We start from the raw sequence: 25,248 nt of genomic DNA on the forward strand, positions 1-25,248 counted from the left end.
CTGGAAAGGCGCGCCATTCATGGCGATCTTTGCGAAGCATTAACCATTAAAATTTACGACTGGGCAGGATTCGTTTCAATGCCCTCATTCGCGATGGGCGTCGAAACCATGTGGATCACCGAAACGGGAGGTCATCATGGGCGCTTTTCGCCACCGTCCGCAACAGGCGGGGCTGGTTTATGACCTCATTCCGCCCGAACGCGGATCGGGTTCGGGCCAGGTGCACCATTTCACGCCGAAGCCTGACATCGTCGATGCTGAGTTCGTGACCGTTTCCGGCAGAAGCGTCTCGGGCGCTAATATGCGCCATGGCGGCCCTTTGCGAGCAAAATTGCGGCCGCAGCCGGCGCGCAGGACCGTGCTCTCGCGCACATTGGCTTCGCTGCGCTTTATCGAAGAGATTTTGCAACAGGCCTCGCGCCGCAGTTTCGTGGCGCTCATCGTTTCGCTTGCGGTGCTGATCTTCGGTCTTTCCGGCGGATTTTCCGGCCTGTCTGATACGACGGGTGAGATGGCTGGCGAGCCGTTGCAGTTCGAGCATGTAACGCTGACGCCGCGCGACGAGAACGGGCTGGGTGTGCTGACATTGAATGGCATCATCGAGAATGTCAGCGGCGCGACGCTCTCGGTCCCGCCGATACGCGCCAATCTTTTTGCCGGCGATCAGCTGGTCAGAAGCGTTGTCGTGAATGTGCCGATCGATCGTCTCGCCCCGCATGAGAGCCGAGGGTTTTCGACGCGATTGCAGCATCCCGGCGGAAAAACACCGGATGTTCGCCTGACCTTCATGCCCTGAAGCGCGGGGCTGAAAGATGTAGATCGCCTTCGGGCGGCACCGCCCTCCAGCTATTTGATTCCAGGGCAAATTCGGATTTTAGGTGGATTGGGCCCAAAATCATCCGACTCCGGGGGGTGTGTCGGCTGTGCTGATTGTGCTAGGGGCTAGAGCTTGATCAGCGGACAAGTGCCGCAGCACAGCCATGGAGCATGCCAATCAATGCCTGTCGTACGCGGGAAAAATATCGAGCCGCTTTTCACTGCCGAGCAGATTGCCGAGCGTAACAAGGCTCTGGCGCAGCAGATTGCCAGCGGCCCGACGAAGGATCTCCTCGTCATTGCCATTCTCAAGGGCTCGTTCATCTTTGCGGCCGACTTGCTGCGCGCGCTGCATGACACCGGGCTTGCGCCGGAAGTCGAATTCATCACCTTGTCGAGCTATGGCGCCGGCACGACGTCCCAGGGTGTTCGCATCGTCAAGGACATCGACAGCGATGTGAGAGACCGCGACGTGCTGCTGGTCGACGATATTCTCGAATCCGGCCGTACCCTGCGTTTCGCCAAGGAATTGCTCTATGAACGCGGCGCCCGCAACGTCTCGCTGGCGGTGCTGCTCGACAAGAGCGTCAAACGTCAGGAAGAGCTGGAGGCCGATTATGTCGGCTTCGAATGCCCCGATTATTTCGTTGTTGGTTATGGCATGGACGTCGCCTATGCCTTCCGCGAGCTGCCCTTTGTGGGCGTTGTCACGGGCGACGCTACCTGACGCAATTTCAGGAAAATGCGTGGCGGTCTCCCGCCCGTAATTGCGCAAAGACAATAACCCGGAGCGGTCAAGCGATGCCCTGAAACGCGCGACCGCTCTGGCGAATCTGAGTTAACGCGGGCAGCTGTCCTGGCTGTCCCATTCTGCTCCAGTGATGACGACTCGTTAACCACGGAGCCTGATCGACCCTCCTCGTTTACCTATCGCAAACGGAATTCTGGTGATTTCGGTCGCGGAACATGACGGACCAGGAGCATAGGCCATGGCAAAAATTCTCATCACGGAAGACGAAGATTCGCTTCGCACCTTCGTCGCCCGCGCGTTGCGCCTGGACGGCCACGAGACCGAAGAGGCAGCCGATGGCGCCGAAGGTTTGGAAAAGCTGAAATTGGGTAGCTACGACCTGCTGCTGTCGGATATTCGCATGCCCGTCATGGACGGCATCGAGCTTGCGCATCAGGCGCATTCGACCTGCCCGGGAATGAAAATCCTGCTGATGACCGGCTATGCCGAGCAGCGCGAGCGCGCCGACGATCTCATGGAAAAGATCGTCGATGTCGTTGCCAAGCCTTTTGCTCTGCCTGATATCCGCAAGGCTGTCGCCCGCGCCCTGGCTGCCTGAAATTAATCCCCAGCCAGCACGGCTGTCCCTGTGCTGGCTCTGTCCGGTCATAGGCGGTTAGGTCCGAAGCAATCTTACTCAGCCAGATTTAGCAGGCGCTCCAGATAGCGCCGTTCCTCGGTAAATGCTGGATTGTTGCTCAGCCGCTCGCGGATGGCGTCGAGAATTTGGCGGGCGCGCTCGGCTCTGATGATGTCGGGCACCATGTTGTTGTCAGGATTGTCCGAGAAGCCGCCGTCATTGCGTGATCGGCCGAGCGGATCGCGCCCATTTTGGCCGCCCTGGCCCATTTGTCCCGGCATTTGCCCTTGCCCTTGGCCTTGTCCCTGCTGCTGCATCTGCGCCATGAGCTGGTTCATCATGTCGCGTGTGCCCTTGCGCAAAGCGTCAAGCGCGCGGCCCTGGCCCTGTACGGCGCCTTCGCCGTTGCCTTCGGTCAGCTGGCCTGCGGCACCCTTCATTTCCTGCTGGGCCTTGCCGTAATTCTGGTTCGGCTTCATGCCCATCGAGCCGAGGCTTTTCTGGAGCTCGCCGAGCTGCTTGGCCAGGTCGTCCTGCTGCTGGCGCAACTGCTTCAATGCGTCGCGCAGCTGATCGGCGGTCATGCCATCGGTGGGGTCGCTATCCTTCTTGCCCTGCTGATTCTGGCCCTGTTGCTGGTCCTGCTGTTCTTGATTTTTCTGGCCCTGATTTTTCTGGCCCATGTCGGGTCGGTTCTGGTCGCCGAGGTTGGGCAGCGGCTGATCCATCAAGCCGTCGCCATCCTCGTTGGAATCGCCGCGCTGCATGCGATCACGCATGGCCTGGTCGAACTTGAAGGTCTGGTCCATGAGCTTCTGCTGATCGCGCATGATGCGGCCGAGCTTGTCCATCTGCTCGCGCATCTTGTCGTTGGCCTGGTTCTGCTGCTGTCCGGGCTGGGGCTTACCCGCCTGAAGGCTGTTCATCAGCTGCTGCAGCTCGGACAGCATCTGCTGCGCCGCCTGACGATTGCCGGAGCGAGCAAGGTTTTCAATCTGGTCCATCATCCGCTGCAGGTCCTGCTGGCGCAGAATATTGGCGGAACGCTGGTTGGGCTGGGCCGGCATGTTGCGCATGCGTTCGGCCAGCTCCTTCATATAGGCATCCATCGCCTTGCGTAGCTCGGCCGTCAGCTTCTTGATTTCCTCATCCGAGGCGTTGCGCTGTAGCGCGTCGGAAAGCTTCTGCTGTGCATCCTTCAGGGCCTTTTCGGCATCGGTCAGCTGGGCATCTTCCATGCCGAGCGCGATCTGCCAGAGATAGTCGGCGGTGTCCTTCAGTGCGGCATTGCTGCTGGCAAGCTTCATACGTGTAAGTGCTGATTTGATCGCCAGATAGTTGCCAAGATCGGGAATGGTTTCTTCCGGCCGGATGGTCAGCGATTTGTTGAGCTCGATCGCCTCCGGCATCTTGCGCGTATCGAGCGCGAAGACCTGGCGCTCCTCGGCGACGGCGGCGGCCAGCGGCTGGCTGAAATTGCGGGGCGGCAGAACCATCTCATAGGGCGCGCTGCGTCCGGTCTGCCCGGCACCGTCCTTGGCGACCAGGGTGATGCGCACGCGCTTGCCGGCAAGCGGATCCTGCGTCAGGTCATGGCTTCCAAGACCCTTGCCATTGCGGCGGTCGCGGCGCAGAATGTCCAGCTTGTATTCGGGCAGGCCGTAGAGCGGCGTCGCGGCCGGATCGGAATCGACGGGCACGATCTCGGCACGGGCTTCCTCGACGCCGTAATCATCCTTGACCCTGAAGCCGAGTTCCAGTGCACCGTTGGCATTGGCACGCGGAATGCCGTCAAAGCTGATTTCCGGCGGCTTGTCGACCACGACATTGAAGGACCAGGACTTGCCGTTGACGGTGAGCGCTCCGCCCTTTTCGAGCTTCAGCACATGGGTGCGGGCTATCATGCCATCGGCTGCAGGTGGGGTGGCGTTGCCTGGTGCCACCGGCGGCGCTGCAGCAGGCTTGCCGCCGGCCGGTGTGGCCTGCTGATCGGTATCGGCGACTTGTTCGGGAACTTCGACGCCCTTGTCGGCGCCAGCTGCCTGGAACAGCACCTTCTCATCGGCCGAGGCGCCGGTGACGCGCACGGTAAGCTCGGAGAATTGCGGTACGTTGAGATTGTCGCTGGCATTGGCGACGTTGCCGGTGAGATAGACCGGTGGCTCGCCGGTATAATAGGGCGGTGTGACCCAGGCGTCGACGCGGACATCCGGATTGCTCGAGCCGGAGGCGGATGCGGTGAAGACATCGCTCAGAGAGCCGCCGCCATTCGACATCGAGAAGCTGAAGGCCGTTACCAGCAGCAATGCCGGAATAGCGCGCAGGGCGAAACGGTCGTAACGCGCGATATCCGGCCGCGGGAGGCCCGCATCCAGCGCGGCGATACGTTCCGCCATGCGGGTCTGGTGCTCGCGCCAGAGTGCGCGGGCAAAGGGTGTGTCGAGCGCCGGCTCATCTTCCTGCACGGTGACTGGCTGGTGGGCGAGGCCATTGCGCTCTTCCAGCAGCCGATCCGCCTCGCTGATATCGGGCCAGCGCAGACGGCGCAGCGGATAGAGGGAGACGGCAAAACCGATGACGAAGACGGCGAGCATCAAGAGGCGCAGAATATCCGGCGCGACGCGGAAAATGCCGAACCATGCAGCAGACAGGAACAGGGCAAAAATGGATGCCGGCAACAGCAGCCGGGGCAGAAGCTGTTCGGAAACCAGCACGAACCGTGCAAAGAGACGCTTGACCGCAACCATGCGCGCCAGCGCCGGACGGGTGGCGAAAGCGCCCTTCTTGGGGTTGCTGGGGCTGGTCATCGGTCCGGTTTTCTCCCGATCTGACGTTGATGGCTATTTGCCCGTTGGAAATTGGCCGGATGTCCCACACATCCAAGCTCGCGGCGCCCGGCGAGACACCAATTCAGCAAAGATAACATTCTTTGTGGCGAAGACGAGGGCAAGCCACGCCAAAGCCTGTTTTTTCATCGGACTTCGCTGAAACGTGATCGCTTGGCAGCGGTGGACAGGATTGTCCTTCCGCGCGCAGATTCGAGCGCGAAGCGGATTATCCTTCGAGCCAGGCGGGAAGCGAATCCAGCGCGATCAGTTCCTCATAGGTGCCGCGCGGACGGATGACGTGAAATTCGCCACCCTTGACCAGAACTTCGGGGACCAGCAGCCGGCTGTTGTAGGTGCCGGCCTGAACCGCGCCATAGGCACCGCCGGAACTGACGGCAAGGAGATCGCCGGGCTTCGGCATCGCCATGTCGCGGTCGAGCGCCAGATAATCACCGGTCTCGCAGACGGGGCCGACGACATCCGCCTTGATGCGCTTGATATCGCCGGCTGCAACGACAACCGGGCGGATCTCATGATAGGCTTCATAAAGCGTCGGGCGGATCAGGTCGTTCATGGCGCCGTCGACGATGACGAAGCTCTTGTCACCGGCATCCTTCACATAGATCACTTCCGTCACCAAAATGCCGGCATTGCCGACGATCAGCCGACCCGGCTCAGTGACGATCTTGCAGTTGAGACCGTGCAGCTGGTTCTTGACGATCTGGGCATAGGCATCGGGCAAGGGCGGCGGGTTGTTGTCGTCGCGATAGGGGATGCCGAGGCCGCCGCCGATATCGACGTGATGGATATGGTGGCCGTCGCCGCGCAGGGTTTCCACCAGATCCCGCAGCAGCTTGAAGGCATCGTCGAAAGGCTGCAACTCGGTGATCTGGCTGCCGATATGCATGTCGATGCCGGTGGCATTGATACCGGGCAGGCTGGCGGCCCTCGCATAGACGGCGCGGGCGCGCTGCCAGGAAATGCCGAACTTGTTTTCCTTCTTGCCGGTCGAAATCTTCGCGTGGGTGCGGGCATCGACATCCGGGTTGATGCGGAAGGAAACGGGCGCAACCTTGCCGGCGCGGACGGCGCGCTGGTTCAGCACTTCCAGTTCGGGCTCGGATTCGACGTTGAAGCAATAGATGCCGGCTTCGAGCGCCACATCCATTTCCTGCGCGGTCTTGCCGACGCCGGAGAACATGATGCGGCTTGCCGGAATTCCGGCTGCCAATGCCCGGCGCAGTTCGCCGACGGAAACGACGTCGACACCGGCGCCGAGGCGGCCGAGCGTCTTCAATACCGCCTGGTTGGAATTGGCCTTCATGGCGTAGCAAACCATAGCGTCTACGTCGCTAAAGGCCTCGGAGAAGATGCGGTAGTGGCGCTCCAGCGTTGCCGTCGAATAGACGTAGAACGGGGTGCCGACCGCCTTGGCGATCTCGAGAACCGGCACATCCTCCGCATAGAGGATGCCGTCGCGATACTGAAAATGGTTCACGGCCGATGCCTAATCAGAGAAGCGGATCAAGAAAGAACTTCTTGTCCTGCTCACCCGGCTGCTTCGTCGGCTTGGAAACGTCACCGCCCTTGGTCGCGTGAGCACTCGGCGGGTCGAGATCGCCTTTGCGGCCACATCCGACGACGGCAAGGCCGATGACCGAAAGCACGACGGTCAGGCGGATGATATGCGGCATGTTGATCTGCATCGAAATCCTCTTGGGCGGCAAACGCGGAAGTTACTCTTCTTAGCGAAGTTTCCGCGTCTTGTGCACCCTGATTGTTTGCTTGCGTTTTCGTCAGTCTTTTCAGTTGCGGGCACGCCAGAAGGCGATCTGCTTGCGCACCTCGGAAGGCGCCGTGCCGCCGAAGCTCTTGCGGCTGGCAACCGAGGCCTCGACCGTGAGCACGTCGAAGATCTTGTCGGTGATGGCAGGGTTAATTGCCTGCAGCTCCTCAAGAGACAGCTGGGCGAGATCGCAGGATTTGCTTTCGGCGAGCGCCACGGCACGTCCCGTTGCATGATGGGCGTCGCGGAACGGCAGGCCCGCCTCACGCACCAGCCAGTCGGCAAGGTCCGTCGCGGTGGAGTAGCCGGAGCCGGCGGCTGCCTTCATGCGGGCCGTGTTGATCGTCAGGTCGCGCACCATGCCGGTCATGGCGGCAATCGCCAGTTCCAGGCTTTCCGCGGCGTCGAAGACCTGTTCCTTGTCTTCCTGCATGTCCTTGGAATAGGCGAGCGGCAGGCCCTTCATGATGGTGAGCAGTGCCACCAGCGAGCCGTTGATGCGGCCGGTCTTGGCGCGCACCAGCTCGGCTGCATCCGGGTTCTTCTTCTGCGGCATGATGGAGGAGCCGGTGGAGAAGGCGTCGGAGAGGCGCACGAAGCCGAATTGCGGTGTCGACCAGATGACGATTTCTTCGGCAAGGCGCGACAGGTGCATGCCTGATATGGCGGCGATCGACAGGAATTCCAGCGCGAAATCGCGGTCGGAAACCGTGTCGATCGAGTTGCGGGTCGGCTCGCGGAAGCCGAGTGCCTTCGCCGTCATGTGGCGATCGATCGGGAAGCCGGTGCCGGCAAGCGCTGCGGCGCCGATCGGCGATTCGTCCATGTGCTCGATGGCATGGCGGACACGCGAGCGGTCGCGGCCGAACATCTCGACATAGGCCATGCAGTGGTGGCCGAAGGTGACCGGCTGCGCCGTCTGCAGATGGGTGAAGCCGGGCATGACGCTATCGGCATGCTCTTCGGCGCGGTCGAGGAAGGCTGCGATCAGATCGGTCAGCGCCTGCTCGCACTTCTGCAGCTCTTCCTTCACCCATAGGCGGAAATCGAGCGCCACCTGGTCGTTGCGCGAGCGGGCCGTGTGCAGACGTCCGGCGGCCGGACCGATCAGCGTGGCAAGCCGTGCCTCGATGTTCATGTGGATGTCTTCGAGGCGGCGGGAGAATTCGAAATTGCCGCTTTCGATCTCTGACAGGATCGTGTTCAACCCGTGAACGATCTTGTCTTTATCCTCGGTTGAAATGATGCCTTGATGGGCAAGCATGCCGGCATGCGCGATTGAGCCGCGGATATCCTGTGCAAACAGCTTCTTGTCGAAACCGATCGATGCATTTATCTCCTCCATGATTGCCGCGGGGCCGGAAGCGAAACGCCCGCCCCACATCTGGTTGGAGGATTTGGTGTCCGTGCCGTCAGTCATGAGATGCCCACCTGGAGAATGAAATGACAGCAAAGAAGCCGTTCGGTCTGCCGTCCATGAAACTCGTTATGCTTGCCGCCGTCGCTGGGATTATTGCCGGCGCGGCAGCGGTATACGTGAAGGAGGCGGGGTATGGCAATGGCATCGGTGAAACAGCTTCCGCCGATCAATGCGGGGCAGCCAAGGATCGCGCCGCTGCCCTGACGCCCTTCACCAAGGGTCAGGTCGCCGCCATGAGCGTGCCGCCGGCGCCGATCTCGCTGAGGGACATTTCCTTCAAGGGTGCCGAGGGGCAGCCGCTGTCGATCAACAGCTTTGCCGGCAAGACCGTGCTGCTCAACATCTGGGCGACCTGGTGCGTGCCGTGTCGCGAGGAAATGCCGGCGCTGAACGCGCTTGAGAAGAGCGTCGGCAACGAAAAGTTCGAGGTGGTCGCCGTCAACATCGATACCGGCGACGATGAAAAGACCAAGACCTTCCGCACGGAATATGCAATCGACAAGCTTGGCTACTACCGCGACAACACCATGGGCGTGTTCAATGTGCTGAAGAAGCAGGGATTGGCCTTTGGCCTGCCGGTGACACTGCTTATCGACGACAAGGGCTGCCTGCTATCGGCGATGAACGGGCCGGCCGTATGGGACAGCGATGACGCCAAGAAGCTGGTCAAGGCGGCTGCGGGGATCTAGGCGGTATCGCTGCTCAATCACCCGCCCTCGCCCTTCGAGGGTCGCTGCGCTCCCACCTCAGGGTGAGGGCTAACCTATTGCGTCCGCTGAAATTCCCGCCATTTCCAGCGCGCTCCGTTTGGTTGACGTTGGCTCCGTTCCAGCCCTCATGGTGAGGTGCGGAGCCCGAAGGGCGGAGCCTCGAACCACGAAGGTTGGCCCCGTGTAGGGCTGTTACCGCGTCGGAACCGGTACTTCGCCGCGATAATCGTAGAAGCCGCGACCGGATTTGCGGCCGAGCCAGCCGGCTTCGACATATTTTACCAGGAGCGGGCAGGGGCGATATTTCGAGTCGGCAAGGCCATCATGGAGGACCTGCATGATCGACAGGCAGGTGTCGAGGCCGATAAAGTCGGCAAGCTGCAGCGGACCCATGGGATGGTTGGCGCCGAGCTTCATGGCGGTGTCGATGGCATCGACGGTGCCGACGCCTTCGTAAAGCGTGTAGATCGCCTCGTTGATCATCGGCAGCAGGATGCGGTTGACGATGAAGGCGGGAAAATCCTCGGCGACGGTGATCGTCTTGTCCAGCGAGGACACATATTCCTTGGCGGCGGAGAAGGTCGGTTCGCCGGTGGCGATGCCGCGCACCAGCTCCACCAGCTTCATCACCGGCACCGGGTTCATGAAGTGGATGCCCATGAAGCGCTCCGGCCGGTCGGTGGCGGAGGCGAGGCGGGTGATCGACAGCGACGACGTGTTGGTGGCGAGCATCGCCTCGGGCTTCAGGATCGGACATACCTGCGCATAGATCTTGCGCTTGACGCTTTCGTCCTCGGTCGCGGCCTCGATGGCGAGATCGACCTGGGCGAGGTCGTTGAGATCGTTCGATCCGGTGATGCGGGCAAGTGCTGCCTTGCGATCTTCGTCACTGGTCTTGCCGGAGCTGACCTGACGGGCAAGGTTGCCGTTGATGGTGGCAAGCCCGCTTTCGATGCGATCCTGCGAGAGGTCGTAGATATGGACCTTGTAGCCGGCCATGGCCGATACATGGGCGATACCGCAGCCCATCTGGCCCGCGCCGATAATACCGATCGTCTTCAACGAACTCATTGCCAACTCCCCGGCGGCGCGCTCTTGGCGGTGCGCTATTTTCTCAACCACAAATTTGCCGGGCCATTTCTAGCCCGGCAAAGATTGATAGACCTATAAGAGACGATTTTCCAGTCTCTCGCAACTGCGAGAAGATCAATAGGTACGATCAAAGCGCCTTTTGCAGTTCGGGGAGCGCTTCGAAGAGGTCGGCGACGAGGCCGTAGTCGGCGATCTGGAAGATCGGGGCTTCTTCGTCCTTGTTGATGGCGACGATGACCTTCGAGTCCTTCATGCCGGCCAGATGCTGGATGGCGCCGGAAATGCCGCAGGCGATATAGAGCTGCGGTGCCACCACCTTGCCGGTCTGGCCCACCTGCCAATCGTTCGGCGCATAGCCGGCATCGACGGCAGCGCGGGATGCGCCGACGGCGGCGCCGAGCTTGTCGGCGACGGGAAGGATGACCTCGCGGAACTTCTCGGCAGAACCAAGTGCACGGCCGCCCGAGATGATGATCTTGGCCGATGTCAACTCCGGACGATCCGACGACGACAGCGCGTCACCGACGAAGGTCGACAGGCCGGGGTTTGCAGCAGCAGAGACACTCTCGATCGATGCGTTGCCACTTGCGTCAGCGGCGGCAAACGAGGCCGTGCGCACGGTGATCACCTTCTTCGCGTCGGTTGACTGCACCGTCTGGATGGCATTGCCGGCATAGATCGGCCGCTTGAAGGTATCGGCGGAGACCACCTCGATGATTTCCGAGATCTGGGCGACGTCGATGAGGGCGGCAACGCGCGGCAGCACGTTCTTGCCGACCGAGGTCGCAGCCCCGATGATGGTGTCGTAGGAACCAGCCAGCGATACGATGAGGGCTGCCAGCGGTTCGGCCAGATTGTTTGCAAGGCTCGCGTCCTCGGCGACCAGCACCTTGGAGACGCCGGAAAGCTTGGCAGCCTGTTCGCCGGCAGCCTTCGCGCCAGCACCTGCGACGAGCACATGCACATCGCCGCCGATTTTCGTTGCTGCCGTCAGCGCCTTGGCGGTCTGGTCGGAGAGGTGGGCGTTGTCGTGATCAGCCAGAAGAAGAATGGCCATGATATCTAACTCCTCGTTCGGACTGGTTTAAAGCACGCCGGCTTCGGTCTTGAGCTTTTCGACAAGCTCGGCGACGGACTTGACCTTGACGCCTGCCTTGCGGCCGGATGGCTCTTCGGTCTTCAGCACCTTCAGGCGCGGCTCGGTCGAGACGCCGAAATCGGCCGGCGACTTCTTGTCGAGCGGCTTCTTCTTGGCCTTCATGATGTTGGGCAGCGAGGCATAGCGCGGCTCGTTCAGGCGCAGGTCGGTGGTGACAACTGCCGGAAGCTTGACTTCGATGGTCTGCAGGCCGCCATCGACTTCGCGGGTGACCTGGGCCTTGCCGTCGCCGATCTCGATCTTCGAGGCGAAGGTTGCCTGTGCCGTGCCGAGCAAGGCTGCCAGCATCTGGCCAGTCTGGTTCGAGTCGTCATCGATCGCCTGCTTGCCGACGATTATCAGGCCGGGCTGTTCGGCATCGGCGACGCCCTTGAGGATCTTGGCGACTGCCAGCGGCTCGACGGCATCATCGGTCTCGACCAGGATGGCGCGATCCGCACCCATGGCGAGCGCCGTGCGCAGCGTCTCTTCAGCCTTGGCAGGCCCGATCGATACGACCACCACTTCCTCGGCCTTGCCGGCTTCCTTCAGCCGCAGCGCTTCCTCAACCGATATCTCGTCGAACGGGTTCATCGACATCTTCACATTCGATAGCTCAACGCCCGATCCATCCGTCTTCACCCGGATCTTCACGTTGTAATCAACCACCCGCTTTACTGGCACGAGAATCTTCATGATGTCCTTCCTTCAACACTGCGCTGTAGAACATGGCCTGTTCAGCGCCGCTCCGTTTGTCGAATGGCGACATGGATACGCGTTTTTCCCCCAATTACAACGCTTCCATGCCGCAGATAGGCAAATTGCTTTGGGGCTGTGAATAACGTTTACGTAAACGGCAATAAATGTCCAGGTTTTTTCATATCGGGCTGCAATCCCGCATAAGGCGGCAAGAGGCGACCAAGGGGGAAAGAAGCTGTTGCGAAGGGAGCGACATATTTTCTCAATTCAGCCGATATGGCTGCCAAGTTGACATTTTGCCGCCGATCCTTCTTGGCTAGATCTAGAGCGAACATATCGGAATGGTTGCAATGTCTTATTCTGAAGAGCGCCTTTGGGACTTAATCAACGACTCGTGGACGCGCATGAGCCACGAGCAGCGGCGCTTTTGGGAGATGATCAAACTCCTTCCTGAGGAGTGGGAGCTGAAGAATTACGGTGCGTGTTGGGTCGTAGGACTCATTGGCTGAACCGTGATTTACTACAATCATTTCGAACACGATTTTAACCGTTCTACCTGGCTGCAGCAGGGTGTCATAGAGCAATATCAGTCCATGCAATGGGAATTGGAAGATGCAATTCAGCAGCAGCTGGACATCTTCAAGGCTGGTCATCCAGTCGGGCCATGGGAGGACCATCCGCCTCGTGCGGGAGTTTTCCAGCCCAAGCCATGAGCGTTAGGCAATGGCACTACCGATTCTTGCCGGGAACCCAGAGCACATCGGCTCGCCCACAGTCATTGGCATGGCGCGCGGCGACGAACAGGAAATCGGAGAGGCGATTGATGTATTTCAGCGCCGCCGGGCTGATGCGTTCGCCCTCGCTGCGTGACAACGCCACCATCAACCGCTCGGCACGGCGCGCTATGGTGCGGGCAAGATGCAGATGGGCGGAGGCAGGGGTGCCGGCTGGCAGGACGAAGGATCTCAGCGGCTCGAGGTCGGCGTTGAGCACGTCAATATCGTGTTCGATACGCTCGACCTGATGGTCGATGATGCGAAGGGGCTCGTAGGCCGATGGTTCGTCGGTTTCAGGGGTCGAAAGATCGGCGCCGAGATCGAAAAGATCGTTCTGGATGCGCATCAGCATGGCATCGAGATCGGGCATGTCGGCCGTATGCAGCCTCGCGACGCCGATGGCGGAATTGGTTTCGTCGACCGTGCCGTAGCTTTCGACGCGCAGATCGTGTTTCAGCCGCCTCGGACCGGAGACAAGGCCAGTGGTGCCGTCATCGCCGGTCTTGGTGTAGATCTTGTTGAGCTTGACCATCGTTTTCCCGTCGTCAGGCTCTAGGCCGGGCGGCCGCCGCCCGTCAGCCAGAGCGTCAGCATGATCAGGATGACCGCGACCGCCTGCAGCAGGACGCGCAGCTGCATCAGCCGGTTCGAAAGGTTCGGATTGTCGCCCTTCATCATGTTCAGCAGGCCGCGAACGAGAACGATCGCGACGAGGCCCATGACAATGATGGCGGCAACATAAGTAACGGTCGACATGGTTCCTCCACCCTTGTCTTCAGAGCAGCTAAGCTTCTCGCGAAAGCTCGAAGCTGCTCCATTTCATTGTTTCCGCGCAATTCCGGGCGGAAAATGCTGGGCATCTTTCCCGGGATTGCTCTAGTCCAGCCGGCGCATCAGACGATAGAAAAGGTTAGCCGGCAATAGCCTTTTCAAGAGAACACCCTGCTTGGCAGGGGTGGTGACGAGATAATGCGGGCGCGGGTTTTTCACGTTCAACGCCAATTTTAGCACATCATAGACAGCTTCGGGTCCCAATTTATGTTTACTGATCGGGCCCGATCCGTCCAGCCGCCTGAGCTGCCTGCGGTATTCCACCGCATGCACCGAGCCTTCCAGGTCGATATGCTCGTTGATCTTGGCGAGCGCATTGGCGGTGAAGCGCGTGGCGATCGGGCCGGGTTCGATGAGGCTCACATGGATGCCGCTATCCTGCAGCTCCATCCTGAGCGTGATCGTCAGGCCTTCCAGCGCGAATTTCGAGGCCGTGTAGGCACCGCGAAAGCGATAGGGAACGAGACCCAGGATCGAGGAACAATTGACGATGCGGCCATGTCCGTGCTTGCGCATCAGCGGAATGATCTGGCGCGTCAACTCGTGCCAGCCGAAGAAATTCGTCTCGAACTGTTCGCGCAGCACGTCGGTTGTAAGATCCTCGACCGCGCCCGGCTGGCCATAGGCGCCGTTGTTGAACAAGGCGTCAATATGGTCGCCCGTGCGCTCGCGCAGGGTGGCCACGACAGCGGAAATCGTCTCCGGCCGCGTGTAATCCAGCAGCAACGCTTCGATGCCGTCGGCTTCAAGCGCTGCGAGGTCTTCCTGCCTGCGCACGGTTGCGAAAACGCGCCATCCGTCGGTCTTCAACGCCCGGGCGCAGTGGGCGCCGATTCCGGACGAGCAACCAGTTAGCAGGATAATGCGTTGTTCCGTCATGGGATGTTTCCTGTACAAACAGAAACTCGTTTCCCATATTCGGGGACCCGATACAATCGACAACCGGCGGGTGAAGCCGACGTCAAGCGGAGATGGAATGCCGACAGTCCTGCGGACGGTTTACAAGGTGATTTACGACGCGGTGTACCATTTCGTCGAAGATGACGGGTTTGCCATGGCAAGCCATGTAGCGCTTTCGACGCTCCTTGCGGTCTTCCCTTTCCTGATCTTCGGCACGGCGCTGGCGAGCTTCCTCGGCGCCAGCCAGTTTTCGTCGACGGCCGTGCATCTGATCTTCGATACCTGGCCGGAGGCGATCGCCAAGCCTCTGGCGGATCAGGTGGTGCAGGTGCTGACCATTCCGCGCGGCGGCCTTTTGACCATCTCGGTACTGGCAGCCGCCTACTTCGCCTCGAATGGCGTCGAGGCGCTGCGCATATCCCTGAACCGCGCCTATCGCGTGCTGGAAACGCGGCCCTGGTATTTCAATCGCCTCGCTAGCCTTGGCTATGTGCTGATCGCCGTGCTGATCTTTGCTATCCTCAGCATCCTGCTGGTGGCCGTGCCGCTGGCGCTCAACTATACAAGGCAATGGCTGCCGGCGCTCGCCGATATCCTCGAGATCGTCTTCAGCTGGCGAATTTACGGTACGATTTTCCTGTTGCTCGCCGGGCTGCTGATCCTGCATCTGTGGCTGGCCGCCGGCCGCCGCCGCCTGTTCGACGTCATCCCTGGTGTCATACTGACGCTGGTGTTCTGGTCGATCGGCGCATTGCTCTTTGCCTATTATCTCTCGACCTTCGCCAATTACACCGCCACCTATGCCGGCCTGGCGTCCGTGATGATCGTGCTCATCTTCCTCTATATGCTGGCGGTGATCTTCATCATGGGGGCCGAGATCAATGCCGCGCTGATGAAATTCCGGGTGCGGCGGCTGCTGTTCGGCAAGACGGCGAGCCGCCCGGCGGAAGAGACGCCATCGGAAGAGGTGCCCGCCGAATCAGAGGCCGATGCGGCGGCGAAGCTCCGCCGGTGACAGGCCTCGCCGGCGCCATTCGGCGATGCCGGTATCGCCCAGGCTCTTGGAAAGCTTGCGGCCGTTATCGTCCAGCACCAGGCGATGATGATGATAGAGCGGTTCGGGCAGGTTAAGCAGGGTCTGCAGCAGACGATGGATCGAGGTTGCGTGGAAGAGGTCGAGCCCGCGCACGACATGGGTAATGCCCTGTGCCGCATCATCGACGACGACAGACAGATGGTAGCTCGACGGCGCATCGGAGCGCGACAGCACGACATCACCCCAGGCTGCGGGATCGGCCAGGATATCGCCTTTCTCTCCATCGCCGCTTTCCTGCCAATGAAGTCGGCCGCCCACGGTGGCCATTGCCCTTTCCACGTCGAGACGCCAGGCATGTTTCATGCCCGTCGCCAACAGGCGCTGCCGCTCCGCATCACTGCGCTCGCGATCGTCTGAAGGGTAGAGCGGCGTACCGTCGGGATCGCGCGCCCATGGCTTTCCGCTTGCCTCGAAGGCTGCGACCTTCGCCTTGACCTCGCCGCGCGTCAGAAAGGCGGGGTAGACGAGACCGCGCTCGATGAGTGTTTGCAGCGCCTTCTGGTAGGCCGGGAAATGTTCGGACTGCCGGCGCGCCGGCTCCTGCCAGCGAAGGCCGAGCCAGGCGAGATCGGCATGGATGCCGGATTCGAAATCGGGTGTGCAGCGGGCCAGATCTATGTCTTCGATGCGCAGCAGGAAATCACCGCCGGCCTCTTTCGCCATTTCGTGGTTGAGAATGGCCGACAGCGCATGGCCGAGGTGCAACGAGCCATTCGGGCTCGGTGCGAAGCGGAACTTCGGCTTTTGACGGGGAATCTCGATCATGCTTTCTTCTGCCACGAATTTGAACCGGGGACTACGAGACGCAATGCAGATCATTCGAGACGAGGGCGACATTGAACGGGGGTTGGCGGCCCTGCTGGAGCTTGATCCGCGCCTGCGTCCCGTTGCCGCAGAGGCGGGCGCCATACCCCTGCGTCTGCGTCAACCGGGCTTCGAGGGGCTTGCCCATATCATCGTTTCGCAGGTGGTGTCGCGCGCCAGTGCGGATGCGATCTGGGGGAAGATGATCGCTGGCATGGGTGAGGTGACCGCCGAGGGCTATGCCGGCCTGGAGCCGGAGGCGTGGCGAAGCTTCGGCCTGTCGCGAATCAAGCACGATACTTTGGCGCGTGTGGCGGATGCCATTGTTGGAGGCGGCCTTGATTTGCATGGGCTCAGCGCCGAATCACCTGAGAAAGCGCTGTCCGAGCTGATGGCGATCAAGGGAATCGGACCCTGGACGGCTGAGGTCTACATGATGTTTTGCTGCGGTCACGCAGATGTGTTTCCGGTCGGCGACGTGGCGCTGCAGGCCGCGGTCGGCATGGCTTTCGGCCATGCGGAAAGGCCGCTCGCCAAGGCTTTGGCCCGGGAAGCTGCGGTTTGGGCGCCCTGGCGCTCCGTTGCGGCCCGGCTTTTCTGGGCTTATTATGCCGCGAAAACACGGCGAGATGCGCTGCCTATAGTTTAATCAGCAGCTCTTGTGGATTCGCCTTTACGTACTGAATTTATTCGACTTCACAATCCTGTAACAACCGGCCTAATATACAGGTGCAGATGCCGAATCGATCAGGAGGGTTCCTTGACGATTGCAGTCTCCCCGCAGTCCTTGCCGGCGCTCGTCCTGAACGCTGACTATAGGCCGCTGAGTTACTATCCCTTGTCGCTCTGGTCCTGGCAGGACGCGATCAAGGCGGTCTTCCTTGACCGTGTGAATATCATTGCGGAATACGATCACTCCGTGTCGTCACCGAGCTTCTCGATGCGGCTGCCGAGCGTCGTTTGCCTCAAGACATATGTGCAGCCATCCCGTAATCCCGCCTTCACCCGGTTCAACGTCTTCCTGCGTGACCGGTTTGAATGCCAGTATTGCGGCGCGCATGACGACCTCACCTTCGACCACGTCATCCCGCGCGCCCATGGCGGCGAGACGACCTGGGAGAACGTGGTCGCGGCCTGCTCACCGTGCAACCTGCGCAAGGGCAGCAAGCTGCCGAAGCAGGCCGGCATGTTCCCGGCGCAGAAGCCATACCAGCCGACGGTGCAGGACCTGCACAATAACGGCCGGCTGTTTCCGCCGAACTATCTGCACGACAGCTGGCTCGACTATCTCTACTGGGATTCGGAACTGCAGCCGTAAGATCATCCTGGCGATCTTGCACGAGGGGAGTGTAGCACCCCCCTCTGTCCCTTTCGGGACATCTCCCCCACATGGGGGGAGATTGGTAACTCGCGGTGCTCTCCCGCCTCAAGCAAGCACCGAGCTAGCTGCAATCGCTGCTTGTCCTCTTATGGGGAGGACCAGCAGCAAACTCCCAGCGATCTCCCCCCTTGTGGGGGAGATGTCACGAAGTGACAGAGGGGGGTATCAGCGGCGCGTCGTATGAGAGATCGCGGCCGTTCCGCCGAAAAATCAGGCAGCCTTCTTCGCACCAACAAAAGCGATCGCAGCCAGGATGACGCTGGCGATGACGTTCCATCCGGCCATCGACAGGCCGAGGACGCGCAGTGCTGCTTCCGTGCAGGAGGGACCCTTGATGGTCGAGAGTTCGTTCAGGAGGTCACCGGCATTCTGTGTCATGCTGCTGGCGGTCGTCGAGCAGGTCGTCGGGCCTGCCCAGAAGTGCCATTCCACGCCGGCGTGATAGACGCCGATACCGCCGCCGACAACCATCATCAGGCCAGCGATGATCAGCAGTCCGCGGGTGATCCAGGACGGCAGGCCGGCAACCGCCGTCAGCGCGGCGATGATGGCGACCGGGATGCCGTAGTAATAGGGCTGGCGCTGATCCAGGCAGAGCGCGCAGGGAATATAGCCGCCAATATGCTGGAAGCCGAGCGCCGTGCCGATGACGATGATCATGCCGATCGTCAGGAGAGCGCTATAGCCGAGGCCGGCGCGGGAGGAGGTCGAAGTCGTGGGCATGCGCGGGGGCTCCTTGGTCAACTTGCCAGGGCAAAATGGAAGATGCCGTAGAGGGCAATGAGTACGGCAGCGGCGGCCATGGCGATCTGGCCTAGGCGCTTTTCGATGAAGTGGCGGATGGATTCACCATAGCGGCGCAGCAGGAAGGCTAGCAGAAAGAAGCGGGCGCCGCGGGCGACGATGGCCGAGATGATGAAGAGGCCGAGATCGATATGGGCGACGCCGGACAGGATCGTCACCACCTTGATCGGCGGCAGATGTGCCAGGCCCGATGTGACCAGCAGCAGCAGAACCCATTCATAGGTAACGCCGGCGCTCATCTGGTTGAAGGCGTCGAGCTTGCCGTAGAATTCCAGGATCGGCTTGGCGATGGCCTCGAAGGCGTAATAGCCGAGTGCCCAGCCGGCAATGCCGCCGAGCACGGAGGCGACCGTCGCCGTCAGCGCATAGCGCCAGGCGCGCTCGGGCCTTGCTAGCGACATCGGCAGGAACAGCACGTCCGCCGGGACGAGGAAGACGGAACTCTCGACGAAGGCAATAACGGCCAACCAGATTTCCGCCGATTTGCGGCCGGCAAGCGACATGGTCCAGTCGTAAAGTCTTCGAAGCATACGGCCCCCTATTGCTGCGTTGCAAACCTTTAGGGGGCAGGATTATGGCTGTAAATGGTCGCTGGCTGACGGAACCCGCACAAAATCAAAATTTTTCGTGATGGTGAGGCCTCGATAAGCCTGCTTTTCTAACGGATTGACGGATGGTTGCTCAGGCTGGCTCACATTGCGCACAGCCTGGATACATCACAATTCTCGGCGATGGAGCGTGTTGCCCATGCTCAGCTTCAGCGTTTGGTCTGCGGACGGATGGGGCGGCCTCGCTCGATCCGGAGAGCTTTGAGAAGTCCGGACTTTTCAAGTCGCGCCGCCACGTTACCGCTGATGATCTCCCGGAACACCGTGTCGGTCTTCTCGCGGATCGGAGAGATGAACAGTTTCCGATGTTTGGTCATGATCACACCCCCAGATAGAGTGTTGGAAGGCTAACCATGAGGACGGCCGCGATTCCGGCCATCAGGACGGACGTCTCTATCAATAACAACGCAAACCTGCGGCCACTGATGATGAAAAGAGAATTTTCCATCTCAACTCCTTGTTATAATTATTTTCTAAGAGATGGCCACCATATCACATATTTTTAGAAAAATTTCATATATTATTAAAAATAGGGAATTTTTATTTTTCGGACGTGAGCGCATCCATATTAGCTCGAGCGAAGGTCGTCGCAATCGATGCGACGGCTCGAATGAAGTTGGTGCCGCATCGATGGGGACGCAAGGCCAAAGAAAAAGGCGGCTGTGAGCCGCCTTTGCCTGTCTTGCTATCCAGTCAGCGGATGCTACTGCCGATGGAGTTCCACGCGGCGGTTCTTTGCGCGTCCCTCTTCATTGTCGTTCGGTGCCACGGGCGACTGCAGGCCTTCGCCGCTTGCCTTGAGGCGATCCTGCGCAACACCATAGGTGCTGACCAGATCGGCGACGACAGCGTCTGCCCGTTCCTTCGACAATTTCAGGTTGAAATCAGCGCCGCCGATATTATCGGTGTAGCCGACCACGGAGAGCTTCTCGTTCGGCTGATCCTTCAGGAATTTGCCGATTTCATCGAGGCTTGGACGCGAGTCCGGCTTGATCACCGCCTTGTTGAAGTCGAAGTGAATGCCGTAGAGCAGCACCTTGCCCGAGGTATCGAGCGCCTTGTTGATGTCAGACGCGGTGACCAGAACCATCTGGTTTTTCAGCTCGCCGACCTGCAGCGTGTCGAGACGAACATAGACCTGGCCCTTGACTGCCTCGAACTCCGGCACATAGCCGTCTTCGAATTCAATCACATAAAGCGCGAGATAGGTCTTGGCACCACCTTCTTCCTTCACGGCAGCCACATAGCGTGCCTCGTCAGGGCTGAAGCCGAAAAGCTGGCCGCCGGGGCCCTTTTCTCCGAAGACATCTTCCAGCCGGCTGGTATCCTCCTGCTTTGCCTGAAACAGGATCTTATAGCCTGCGGACTGCAGATCGTTCAGATAGTTGCGGAACACCTCGGCCGAGGAAGGCCCGGCAGGAACGGAATAGACGTTCTGCGCCAGACGACCTTCCAGCTCTTCCTTGCTGGCAAAGCCAGACTTGTCCGGATCATCCTCGTTCTTGGTCCATTTTCCCGTCGGCAAAGTGTATTCTGCGAAGTTGCGCCCATCGCACAGCTCGATCGATGAACCTTCGAAGCGCTTGATGCCGGGAAAATCCTTGCAGCCCGCCTTGTCGGCAGCGAAGACCGATGATGAGACGGAAATCGCCGTCAACACGATGGCCGCGAAGACCCCGCTTAAGAGTTTCGATGTCATGATTACCCCCAAAAATGACAGAGTGACGCGTCATCGGCGATCCAAATGCGCCAGGCCGCCCGATGTCACGATTGCTTTATAGGGTCGTAAAGTGCATTTCGCAATATGGGAAATGAGGTACAGGAAATGGCATTGCCGGCGCGTTCGGCTGACAGGTGCGGGGGTTTCGGGGCTTGGATCAACCGCGGTGGCCTCGCCTCGGTTTTAACGCAGCCCCGGAGGCGCCTGCCTCAATAATACTCGACGCGCGTCTCATTGAGCACGACGCGGATGACCCGATAGACATACAGGAAGCTGGCAAGACCAAGGGTCACGATGATCAGAATGGCCCAAAGAATGACGTGTCCTATCGAGTGACCAATATTGAAGGTGCAGTTAAAACGACCGATTGGGCGACCGGAACCATCCAGCAGTTCGGTTTTATTCAGGACAGTCCGGTTAAGGTAATAGGGAAATACGATCAGGGCCAGGCCGAGCGTGACGATCGTCAATATGATCCAGAGAACGACGCTGCCGATCGCTTCAACTATGCTGAATGTGCATCTCAGTCGGCCGATGCGAGTCGTGGCTACAGTGATTTCGGACAATGTATTCACCTTTCAAAATACTAGCGGGTGCTTGGGTCGGATTCGATAAATGCAATGAAAAACGCTATTCCGGAATGGTGCATACCACTATCGGAAATCGCGCATAAGTGGTATTTATAAATATTTTCTACTTCGGGATCGGTAGGGGCGAACCATATCCCGGCACATTGAGTGCGGTCGAAAAATGAAACAGGCGCGATCCAATATGGCGTTTAAGAAGCGCCTTCGTACACTTTGCAATGCGACGGTATTCGCGCCGCCGCCAAAATGATGCGCGCGGATCGAGCTTTAGATTTCGGCCGAGGCGGCACCTGCTCTTGGAGCAATGCTGGTAGCGGCGGCGATGATGCTGGTGATTGATGGTGCCCCATGCCGGAGTCGAACCAGCACTTCTTTCGAAACTCGATTTTGAGTCGAGCGCGTCTACCAATTCCGCCAATGGGGCAACGGATCATGACGAGGCGGCTGTCTAGCATGTGATCGGCGGGGCGCGCAAGCCGGGTTCGGCACATATTGCGAGTGTTTCCGCAGGGTTGCGGTTTGGCCCATGGCGTTGATGACGCCATGGGCTTTTTGCTGCTGAAGCTCAGTGAGCCATGGCCGGGCGCTTGGTGGTGGAGCCGGACTTTTGCAGCGTGATCGCCAGGATCGCGGCGAGCAGGCAGAAGGCGCCTGCAACGAAGAAGGCGGGCAGGTAGGTGTTGAGCTCGGTACGCGTCAGGCCGGCGCCATAGGCGGCGGTGGCCGCACCCAGCTGGTGGCCTGCAAAGACCCAGCCGAAGACGAGGCCGGCCTTTTCGCGGCCGAAGCGATCGGCGGCGATCTTGACGGTCGGCGGCACGGTGGCGATCCAGTCGAGGCCATAGAAGACCGCGAAGATCGACAGGCCGTAGAAGGTGAAGTCGCTGAAGGGCAGGTAGACCAGCGACAGGCCGCGCAAGCCGTAATACCAGAAGAGCAGCCAGCGATTGTCGAAGCGGTCGGAGAGCCAGCCGGAGCCGATCGTACCGAAGAAATCGAAGATGCCCATGACGGCAAGCACGCTGGCGGCCGCGACCGGCACGATGCCGAAATCACCGCAGAGCGTTACGAAATGCGTCTGGATCAGGCCATTGGTCGAGAGGCCGCAGATGAAGAAGGTGGCAAACAGGATCCAGAAGGTGGAGGTGGTGGACACTTCTCTCAGGATCGACAGCGGCGAGGCGAGCGCCGCCTTGAGGTTCCTGGTGGCCGGCGGCGGCGGTGTGACGTGGATTTCGCCGACCAGCGGCAGATTGACGTCCGAAGGGCGGTCGCGCATCAAAAGCAGCACGATGAGGGCCGCAACGACGATCATGCCGCAGACGAAGATGACGGTGGTGCGCCAGCCGTAGCGCGTCGTCAGCTCGGCCATCAGCGGCAGAAACACGAGCTGCCCGGTTGCGGAGCTTGCCGACAGCATGCCGATGACAAGGCCGCGATGCTTGGTGAACCAGCGCGTCGACACAGTCGCCGCCAGCACCATGGCGGTGAGGCCGGTGCCGAAGCCGACGATGATGCCCCAGCAGAGCAGCAGCTGCCAGACCTGCGTCATGAACAATGAGCCGATGAAGCCGACGCTGATGGTGGCAAGCGCGAAAACGATGACCTTGCGAACGCCGAAGTAATTCATGAAGGCGGCGGCGAAGGGTCCCATCAGGCCGAACAGCAACAGCCGGACGGCGAGTGCCGAGGAAATGGAGGACGTGCTCCAGCCGAACTCGTCCTCCAGCGGCTTGATGAGCACGCCGGGTGCGCCCATGGCGCCCGCGGTGACGAGCATGGTGAGGAAGGTGGCGCCGACGACGACCCATCCGTAATGGATGTTGCGCCGGGCGAGCGTCGAAGCAAGAGCAGTCGAGACCATGGGGTGCGTTCCAATAAGTTTCTTAATCTAGGTATCAGGGGCGGAAGGGCGGTGAAAGCGCTTGATCGCGAAAGGCCAGGGGTACCGTTTCGCTTGTAGCGCCAGGCCGCTCTTCCGGCTTGAACGTTTGTGTAAAGGCGTTTAGATGATAGCGATCATATTTGTTGCATATTCATGATGGTCATCATATAAATTGTCAATACAGATTTATTGAAGCTCTGATGGAGTTTTTTGATGAGAGTGAGCCGGGAAAAATTTGCCGAGAACCGCGAGAAGATTCTTGCGGTTGCGGGGGAGCTTTTTCGCGAAAAGGGTTTTGACGGCATCGGTGTCGCCGAGATCATGAAGGCCGCCGGCCTGACGCATGGCGGCTTCTACGGCCATTTCGAATCGAAGGACGAGCTCGCCTGCGAGGCCAGCAAGGCGCTGGTATCGCGCTCGCTCGAGCGCTGGAAGGAAGTGGCGGCGAGCTCACCCGACCAGCCGCTGGAGGCGCTGCTCGCCCATTATCTCTCGCATCGCAACGTCGTGGAGCATGCGACAGGCTGCGTTTTTGCGTCATTGACGCAGGAGGTCAGCCGTCATGGCCCGGAAATGCAATCGACCTTTACCGGCGGGCTGATGGGGCTGGTGGAAGTGCTTGAGGATATCGTTCCGGGCGAGACTGCGGAGGACCGCCGCCGCAGGGCCTTTGCCAGCCTTTCGGCCATGGTTGGCGCCGTCATCCTGGCTCGCGCCATGGACGATACGGCGCTCTCACACGAATTTCTGTCGGCAACCCGGCAGGAGCTGACGCCGCCGCCGGGTAGCGACAAGGATTGATCGATCCTTTTTAGTCGCGGAAGGCGAGCAGCCCGTTTGCCTCGACGATTTCCTTGAACTTGCCGTCGGGTGCGGCGGCAAGCAGCTCTGCGCGTAACGCGGCTTCGAAATCGGCGGCCTTGTCGCCCAGCGCCTGTGGCGAGGTCGACGACATCGAGAAGACGCGGCCGACGATATCCTCGATATCCCTCGTATATTCCGTGACGACGCCGATGCGTTCGAGATTGCGGAAGGGCGAGCCCAGTAGCATGGCTTCATGCGGCGCCCAGGCCTTGCTCTTGCGCAGCAGGCGGTCGGCATTGCGTTCCGGCGAATAGGTTTCAGCCAGCGGCTCGACGATCCCGCGCCAATCCGGCTCCGCCAAAATGCTCTTGTCGTGGAAAAGCACGACCGCGCCACCCGGCTCGATCAGCCTGTCCAGTGCTTCAAGCGTTGCCGGCCTGTCCATCCAATGGAATGAGCGGCCCATGACGCAGAGGTGTAGCTTGCCGATTTGAGGTCCGAGATCGTAGGACGAGCCCTGCTTGACGGTGATGTCGACGCCGGCATCCTGAGCGCCGGCTTCGGCGGCGGCAAGCATTTCCGGCTCCGGATCCATGGCGGTGACGGTTGCGCCCTGCAGCCGGGCGAAGGCGATGCCGAGCTGGCCGGGGCCGCAGCCAAGGTCGAGCACATGATCGCCGGCTTTCAGGCCACTGCGCTCGGCGACGCGGTCGATCAGCCTGTCCGGATAGGGAATGCGGTAGCGCAGGTAATAGGCCGCGGTCGATTGAAAGCGCCGCGCTATAAAGGGAACTGTGGTCATCGGATATTATCCTCGGGGCTAGGAACCTCGACCTGTTAAGCCTCAACTGTGACCCGTTCGTGAAGTCACTTTTGCGCGATTTGCCGCGGGGTCATCGGCCTCGGAGGGTTGGATTGCCCCTCACCCTAGCCCTCTCCCCGCTCGCGGCAGGGCAATTGCATATGGGCAATGCCGGCGCCAATAGTTCCTTCTCCCCTTGGGGAGAAGGTGGCCCGAAGGGTCGGATGAGGGGGGTAACTCCGCTCTGAACTCATCGGCTTTTGTGCTCTTGGCACCCCCTCATCCGCCTGTTGGCACCTTGTGTGTTGTATCTCTGTTAGACTGCTGCCTGTCCGGTTTGTCGGCCCGATGTTCGCGCATCAGGCCGACCACCGTCGGAAGGACCGTCGGC

The 25,248-nt window shown here is 60.3% G+C and carries 26 protein-coding genes and 1 tRNA gene; 8 read left to right on the plus strand and 19 right to left on the minus strand.

Annotation, left to right across the window (positions count from 1 at the left end):
* Positions 1 to 136 precede the first annotated feature (136 nt).
* The 3 genes from A6U86_RS08670 (at position 137) to A6U86_RS08680 (ending at position 2,165) form a co-directional block, all read left to right on the plus strand.
* Positions 137 to 796, plus strand: coding sequence for an FxLYD domain-containing protein (locus tag A6U86_RS08670; RefSeq protein WP_068389120.1), 660 nt, complete (start codon positions 137 to 139; stop codon positions 794 to 796).
* Between the two features lie 201 nt (positions 797 to 997).
* Positions 998 to 1,543 (plus strand): hypoxanthine phosphoribosyltransferase, encoded by a 546-nt coding sequence (hpt, locus tag A6U86_RS08675; RefSeq protein ID WP_068389122.1) that lies wholly within the window; start codon positions 998 to 1,000, stop codon positions 1,541 to 1,543.
* 262 nt (positions 1,544 to 1,805) lie between these two features.
* On the plus strand, positions 1,806 to 2,165 hold the full coding sequence (locus tag A6U86_RS08680) for a response regulator (protein WP_068389128.1): 360 nt from the start codon (positions 1,806 to 1,808) through the stop codon (positions 2,163 to 2,165).
* Between the two features lie 74 nt (positions 2,166 to 2,239).
* Here the strand turns inward: A6U86_RS08680 and A6U86_RS08685 are convergent, their stop codons facing one another.
* From A6U86_RS08685 to argH, 4 genes are all read right to left on the minus strand, one after another.
* On the minus strand, positions 2,240 to 4,993 hold the full coding sequence (locus A6U86_RS08685) for a TIGR02302 family protein (RefSeq protein ID WP_068389130.1): 2,754 nt from the start codon (positions 4,991 to 4,993) through the stop codon (positions 2,240 to 2,242).
* 247 nt (positions 4,994 to 5,240) lie between these two features.
* Complete coding sequence (lysA, locus tag A6U86_RS08690) at positions 5,241 to 6,512, minus strand: diaminopimelate decarboxylase (RefSeq protein WP_068389133.1); 1,272 nt, start codon at positions 6,510 to 6,512, stop codon at positions 5,241 to 5,243.
* A 13-nt stretch (positions 6,513 to 6,525) separates the two neighbouring features.
* Positions 6,526 to 6,720 carry a lipoprotein gene (locus A6U86_RS08695; protein WP_068389134.1) on the minus strand — a complete coding sequence of 65 codons (195 nt, stop codon included), beginning with the start codon at positions 6,718 to 6,720 and terminating at the stop codon, positions 6,526 to 6,528.
* Between the two features lie 99 nt (positions 6,721 to 6,819).
* Positions 6,820 to 8,220, minus strand: coding sequence for an argininosuccinate lyase (gene argH, locus A6U86_RS08700; protein WP_068389135.1), 1,401 nt, complete (start codon positions 8,218 to 8,220; stop codon positions 6,820 to 6,822).
* A 23-nt stretch (positions 8,221 to 8,243) separates the two neighbouring features.
* Here argH and A6U86_RS08705 point away from each other — a divergent pair, with 23 nt between their 5' ends.
* The gene (locus A6U86_RS08705; protein WP_068389140.1) at positions 8,244 to 8,909 is read left to right on the plus strand and encodes a TlpA disulfide reductase family protein; all 666 of its coding nucleotides are present in this window, start codon (positions 8,244 to 8,246) and stop codon (positions 8,907 to 8,909) included.
* 213 nt (positions 8,910 to 9,122) lie between these two features.
* On the opposite strand, the gene A6U86_RS08710 is transcribed toward A6U86_RS08705, so the two are convergent.
* From A6U86_RS08710 to A6U86_RS08740, 6 genes are all read right to left on the minus strand, one after another.
* Positions 9,123 to 10,001 carry a 3-hydroxybutyryl-CoA dehydrogenase gene (locus tag A6U86_RS08710; protein WP_068389142.1) on the minus strand — a complete coding sequence of 293 codons (879 nt, stop codon included), beginning with the start codon at positions 9,999 to 10,001 and terminating at the stop codon, positions 9,123 to 9,125.
* A gap of 148 nt (positions 10,002 to 10,149) precedes the next feature.
* Positions 10,150 to 11,079, minus strand: coding sequence for an electron transfer flavoprotein subunit alpha/FixB family protein (locus tag A6U86_RS08715; protein ID WP_068389144.1), 930 nt, complete (start codon positions 11,077 to 11,079; stop codon positions 10,150 to 10,152).
* 27 nt (positions 11,080 to 11,106) lie between these two features.
* A complete protein-coding gene (locus A6U86_RS08720) occupies positions 11,107 to 11,856 on the minus strand; it encodes an electron transfer flavoprotein subunit beta/FixA family protein (RefSeq protein WP_068389147.1) in 750 nt (249 codons plus the stop codon).
* A gap of 732 nt (positions 11,857 to 12,588) precedes the next feature.
* The gene (locus tag A6U86_RS08730) at positions 12,589 to 13,167 is read right to left on the minus strand and encodes a cob(I)yrinic acid a,c-diamide adenosyltransferase (protein ID WP_068389153.1); all 579 of its coding nucleotides are present in this window, start codon (positions 13,165 to 13,167) and stop codon (positions 12,589 to 12,591) included.
* A gap of 20 nt (positions 13,168 to 13,187) precedes the next feature.
* Positions 13,188 to 13,391 (minus strand): twin transmembrane helix small protein, encoded by a 204-nt coding sequence (locus A6U86_RS08735; protein ID WP_047630776.1) that lies wholly within the window; start codon positions 13,389 to 13,391, stop codon positions 13,188 to 13,190.
* A 120-nt stretch (positions 13,392 to 13,511) separates the two neighbouring features.
* Complete coding sequence (locus A6U86_RS08740; RefSeq protein ID WP_068389156.1) at positions 13,512 to 14,345, minus strand: SDR family oxidoreductase; 834 nt, start codon at positions 14,343 to 14,345, stop codon at positions 13,512 to 13,514.
* A 97-nt stretch (positions 14,346 to 14,442) separates the two neighbouring features.
* Here A6U86_RS08740 and A6U86_RS08745 point away from each other — a divergent pair, with 97 nt between their 5' ends.
* Positions 14,443 to 15,381 carry a YihY/virulence factor BrkB family protein gene (locus A6U86_RS08745; protein WP_068389159.1) on the plus strand — a complete coding sequence of 313 codons (939 nt, stop codon included), beginning with the start codon at positions 14,443 to 14,445 and terminating at the stop codon, positions 15,379 to 15,381.
* On the opposite strand, the gene gluQRS is transcribed toward A6U86_RS08745, so the two are convergent.
* The gene (gene gluQRS, locus A6U86_RS08750; RefSeq protein WP_068389160.1) at positions 15,346 to 16,227 is read right to left on the minus strand and encodes a tRNA glutamyl-Q(34) synthetase GluQRS; all 882 of its coding nucleotides are present in this window, start codon (positions 16,225 to 16,227) and stop codon (positions 15,346 to 15,348) included. The two genes, A6U86_RS08745 and gluQRS, sit on opposite strands and share 36 nt — an antisense overlap.
* 43 nt (positions 16,228 to 16,270) lie before the next feature.
* On the opposite strand from gluQRS, the gene A6U86_RS08755 reads away from it, so the two are divergent.
* Positions 16,271 to 16,915 carry a DNA-3-methyladenine glycosylase gene (locus A6U86_RS08755; RefSeq protein ID WP_068389161.1) on the plus strand — a complete coding sequence of 215 codons (645 nt, stop codon included), beginning with the start codon at positions 16,271 to 16,273 and terminating at the stop codon, positions 16,913 to 16,915.
* Between the two features lie 111 nt (positions 16,916 to 17,026).
* On the plus strand, positions 17,027 to 17,584 hold the full coding sequence (locus tag A6U86_RS08760; RefSeq protein WP_068389162.1) for an HNH endonuclease: 558 nt from the start codon (positions 17,027 to 17,029) through the stop codon (positions 17,582 to 17,584).
* A gap of 273 nt (positions 17,585 to 17,857) precedes the next feature.
* Here the strand turns inward: A6U86_RS08760 and A6U86_RS08765 are convergent, their stop codons facing one another.
* The 7 genes from A6U86_RS08765 to A6U86_RS08790 all read right to left on the minus strand — a co-directional run bounded on the left by A6U86_RS08765 (position 17,858) and on the right by A6U86_RS08790 (position 23,230).
* Positions 17,858 to 18,370 (minus strand): disulfide bond formation protein B, encoded by a 513-nt coding sequence (locus tag A6U86_RS08765; RefSeq protein ID WP_068389263.1) that lies wholly within the window; start codon positions 18,368 to 18,370, stop codon positions 17,858 to 17,860.
* A 17-nt stretch (positions 18,371 to 18,387) separates the two neighbouring features.
* A complete protein-coding gene (locus A6U86_RS08770) occupies positions 18,388 to 18,981 on the minus strand; it encodes a YqaA family protein (RefSeq protein WP_068389163.1) in 594 nt (197 codons plus the stop codon).
* 227 nt (positions 18,982 to 19,208) lie between these two features.
* Positions 19,209 to 19,376 (minus strand): hypothetical protein, encoded by a 168-nt coding sequence (locus A6U86_RS35420; protein ID WP_158008738.1) that lies wholly within the window; start codon positions 19,374 to 19,376, stop codon positions 19,209 to 19,211.
* A 386-nt stretch (positions 19,377 to 19,762) separates the two neighbouring features.
* Positions 19,763 to 20,758: an OmpA family protein gene (locus A6U86_RS08775; RefSeq protein ID WP_068389166.1), complete on the minus strand. Its 996-nt coding sequence runs from the start codon at positions 20,756 to 20,758 to the stop codon at positions 19,763 to 19,765.
* 230 nt (positions 20,759 to 20,988) lie between these two features.
* Positions 20,989 to 21,345 carry a DUF6693 family protein gene (locus tag A6U86_RS08780; protein ID WP_198929035.1) on the minus strand — a complete coding sequence of 119 codons (357 nt, stop codon included), beginning with the start codon at positions 21,343 to 21,345 and terminating at the stop codon, positions 20,989 to 20,991.
* 360 nt (positions 21,346 to 21,705) lie between these two features.
* Positions 21,706 to 21,790, minus strand: a tRNA-Leu gene (locus A6U86_RS08785).
* A 141-nt stretch (positions 21,791 to 21,931) separates the two neighbouring features.
* Positions 21,932 to 23,230, minus strand: coding sequence for an MFS transporter (locus A6U86_RS08790; protein ID WP_068389168.1), 1,299 nt, complete (start codon positions 23,228 to 23,230; stop codon positions 21,932 to 21,934).
* A gap of 234 nt (positions 23,231 to 23,464) precedes the next feature.
* On the opposite strand from A6U86_RS08790, the gene A6U86_RS08795 reads away from it, so the two are divergent.
* The gene (locus A6U86_RS08795) at positions 23,465 to 24,052 is read left to right on the plus strand and encodes a TetR/AcrR family transcriptional regulator (protein WP_068389170.1); all 588 of its coding nucleotides are present in this window, start codon (positions 23,465 to 23,467) and stop codon (positions 24,050 to 24,052) included.
* Positions 24,053 to 24,062: 10 nt separating this feature from the next.
* Here the strand turns inward: A6U86_RS08795 and A6U86_RS08800 are convergent, their stop codons facing one another.
* On the minus strand, positions 24,063 to 24,857 hold the full coding sequence (locus A6U86_RS08800) for a class I SAM-dependent methyltransferase (RefSeq protein WP_068389182.1): 795 nt from the start codon (positions 24,855 to 24,857) through the stop codon (positions 24,063 to 24,065).
* Between the last annotated feature and the right edge of the window lie 391 nt (positions 24,858 to 25,248).

It is taken from the genome of Rhizobium sp. AC27/96 (assembly GCF_001692325.1).
Taxonomy (GTDB): domain Bacteria; phylum Pseudomonadota; class Alphaproteobacteria; order Rhizobiales; family Rhizobiaceae; genus Rhizobium.

Bases quoted from the DNA above. Each gene is read 5' to 3' on its own strand.
- A6U86_RS08715 (WP_068389144.1), bottom strand. From the start codon at position 11,079: ATGGCCATTCTTCTTCTGGCTGATCACGACAACGCCCACCTCTCCGAC.
- A6U86_RS08765 (WP_068389263.1), bottom strand. From the start codon at position 18,370: ATGCCCACGACTTCGACCTCCTCCCGCGCCGGCCTCGGCTATAGCGCT.
- A6U86_RS08795 (WP_068389170.1), top strand. From the start codon at position 23,465: ATGAGAGTGAGCCGGGAAAAATTTGCCGAGAACCGCGAGAAGATTCTT.
- A6U86_RS08775 (WP_068389166.1), bottom strand. From the start codon at position 20,758: ATGACATCGAAACTCTTAAGCGGGGTCTTCGCGGCCATCGTGTTGACG.
- A6U86_RS08720 (WP_068389147.1), bottom strand. From the start codon at position 11,856: ATGAAGATTCTCGTGCCAGTAAAGCGGGTGGTTGATTACAACGTGAAG.
- hpt (WP_068389122.1), top strand. From the start codon at position 998: ATGCCTGTCGTACGCGGGAAAAATATCGAGCCGCTTTTCACTGCCGAG.
- A6U86_RS08740 (WP_068389156.1), bottom strand. From the start codon at position 14,345: ATGACGGAACAACGCATTATCCTGCTAACTGGTTGCTCGTCCGGAATC.
- A6U86_RS08755 (WP_068389161.1), top strand. From the start codon at position 16,271: ATGCAGATCATTCGAGACGAGGGCGACATTGAACGGGGGTTGGCGGCC.
- A6U86_RS08770 (WP_068389163.1), bottom strand. From the start codon at position 18,981: ATGCTTCGAAGACTTTACGACTGGACCATGTCGCTTGCCGGCCGCAAA.
- A6U86_RS08745 (WP_068389159.1), top strand. From the start codon at position 14,443: ATGCCGACAGTCCTGCGGACGGTTTACAAGGTGATTTACGACGCGGTG.
- A6U86_RS08790 (WP_068389168.1), bottom strand. From the start codon at position 23,230: ATGGTCTCGACTGCTCTTGCTTCGACGCTCGCCCGGCGCAACATCCAT.
- A6U86_RS08695 (WP_068389134.1), bottom strand. From the start codon at position 6,720: ATGCAGATCAACATGCCGCATATCATCCGCCTGACCGTCGTGCTTTCG.
- A6U86_RS35420 (WP_158008738.1), bottom strand. From the start codon at position 19,376: ATGACCAAACATCGGAAACTGTTCATCTCTCCGATCCGCGAGAAGACC.
- A6U86_RS08670 (WP_068389120.1), top strand. From the start codon at position 137: ATGGGCGCTTTTCGCCACCGTCCGCAACAGGCGGGGCTGGTTTATGAC.
- A6U86_RS08735 (WP_047630776.1), bottom strand. From the start codon at position 13,391: ATGTCGACCGTTACTTATGTTGCCGCCATCATTGTCATGGGCCTCGTC.
- A6U86_RS08800 (WP_068389182.1), bottom strand. From the start codon at position 24,857: ATGACCACAGTTCCCTTTATAGCGCGGCGCTTTCAATCGACCGCGGCC.
- A6U86_RS08685 (WP_068389130.1), bottom strand. From the start codon at position 4,993: ATGACCAGCCCCAGCAACCCCAAGAAGGGCGCTTTCGCCACCCGTCCG.
- A6U86_RS08680 (WP_068389128.1), top strand. From the start codon at position 1,806: ATGGCAAAAATTCTCATCACGGAAGACGAAGATTCGCTTCGCACCTTC.
- argH (WP_068389135.1), bottom strand. From the start codon at position 8,220: ATGACTGACGGCACGGACACCAAATCCTCCAACCAGATGTGGGGCGGG.
- A6U86_RS08710 (WP_068389142.1), bottom strand. From the start codon at position 10,001: ATGAGTTCGTTGAAGACGATCGGTATTATCGGCGCGGGCCAGATGGGC.
- A6U86_RS08705 (WP_068389140.1), top strand. From the start codon at position 8,244: ATGACAGCAAAGAAGCCGTTCGGTCTGCCGTCCATGAAACTCGTTATG.
- gluQRS (WP_068389160.1), bottom strand. From the start codon at position 16,227: ATGATCGAGATTCCCCGTCAAAAGCCGAAGTTCCGCTTCGCACCGAGC.
- A6U86_RS08730 (WP_068389153.1), bottom strand. From the start codon at position 13,167: ATGGTCAAGCTCAACAAGATCTACACCAAGACCGGCGATGACGGCACC.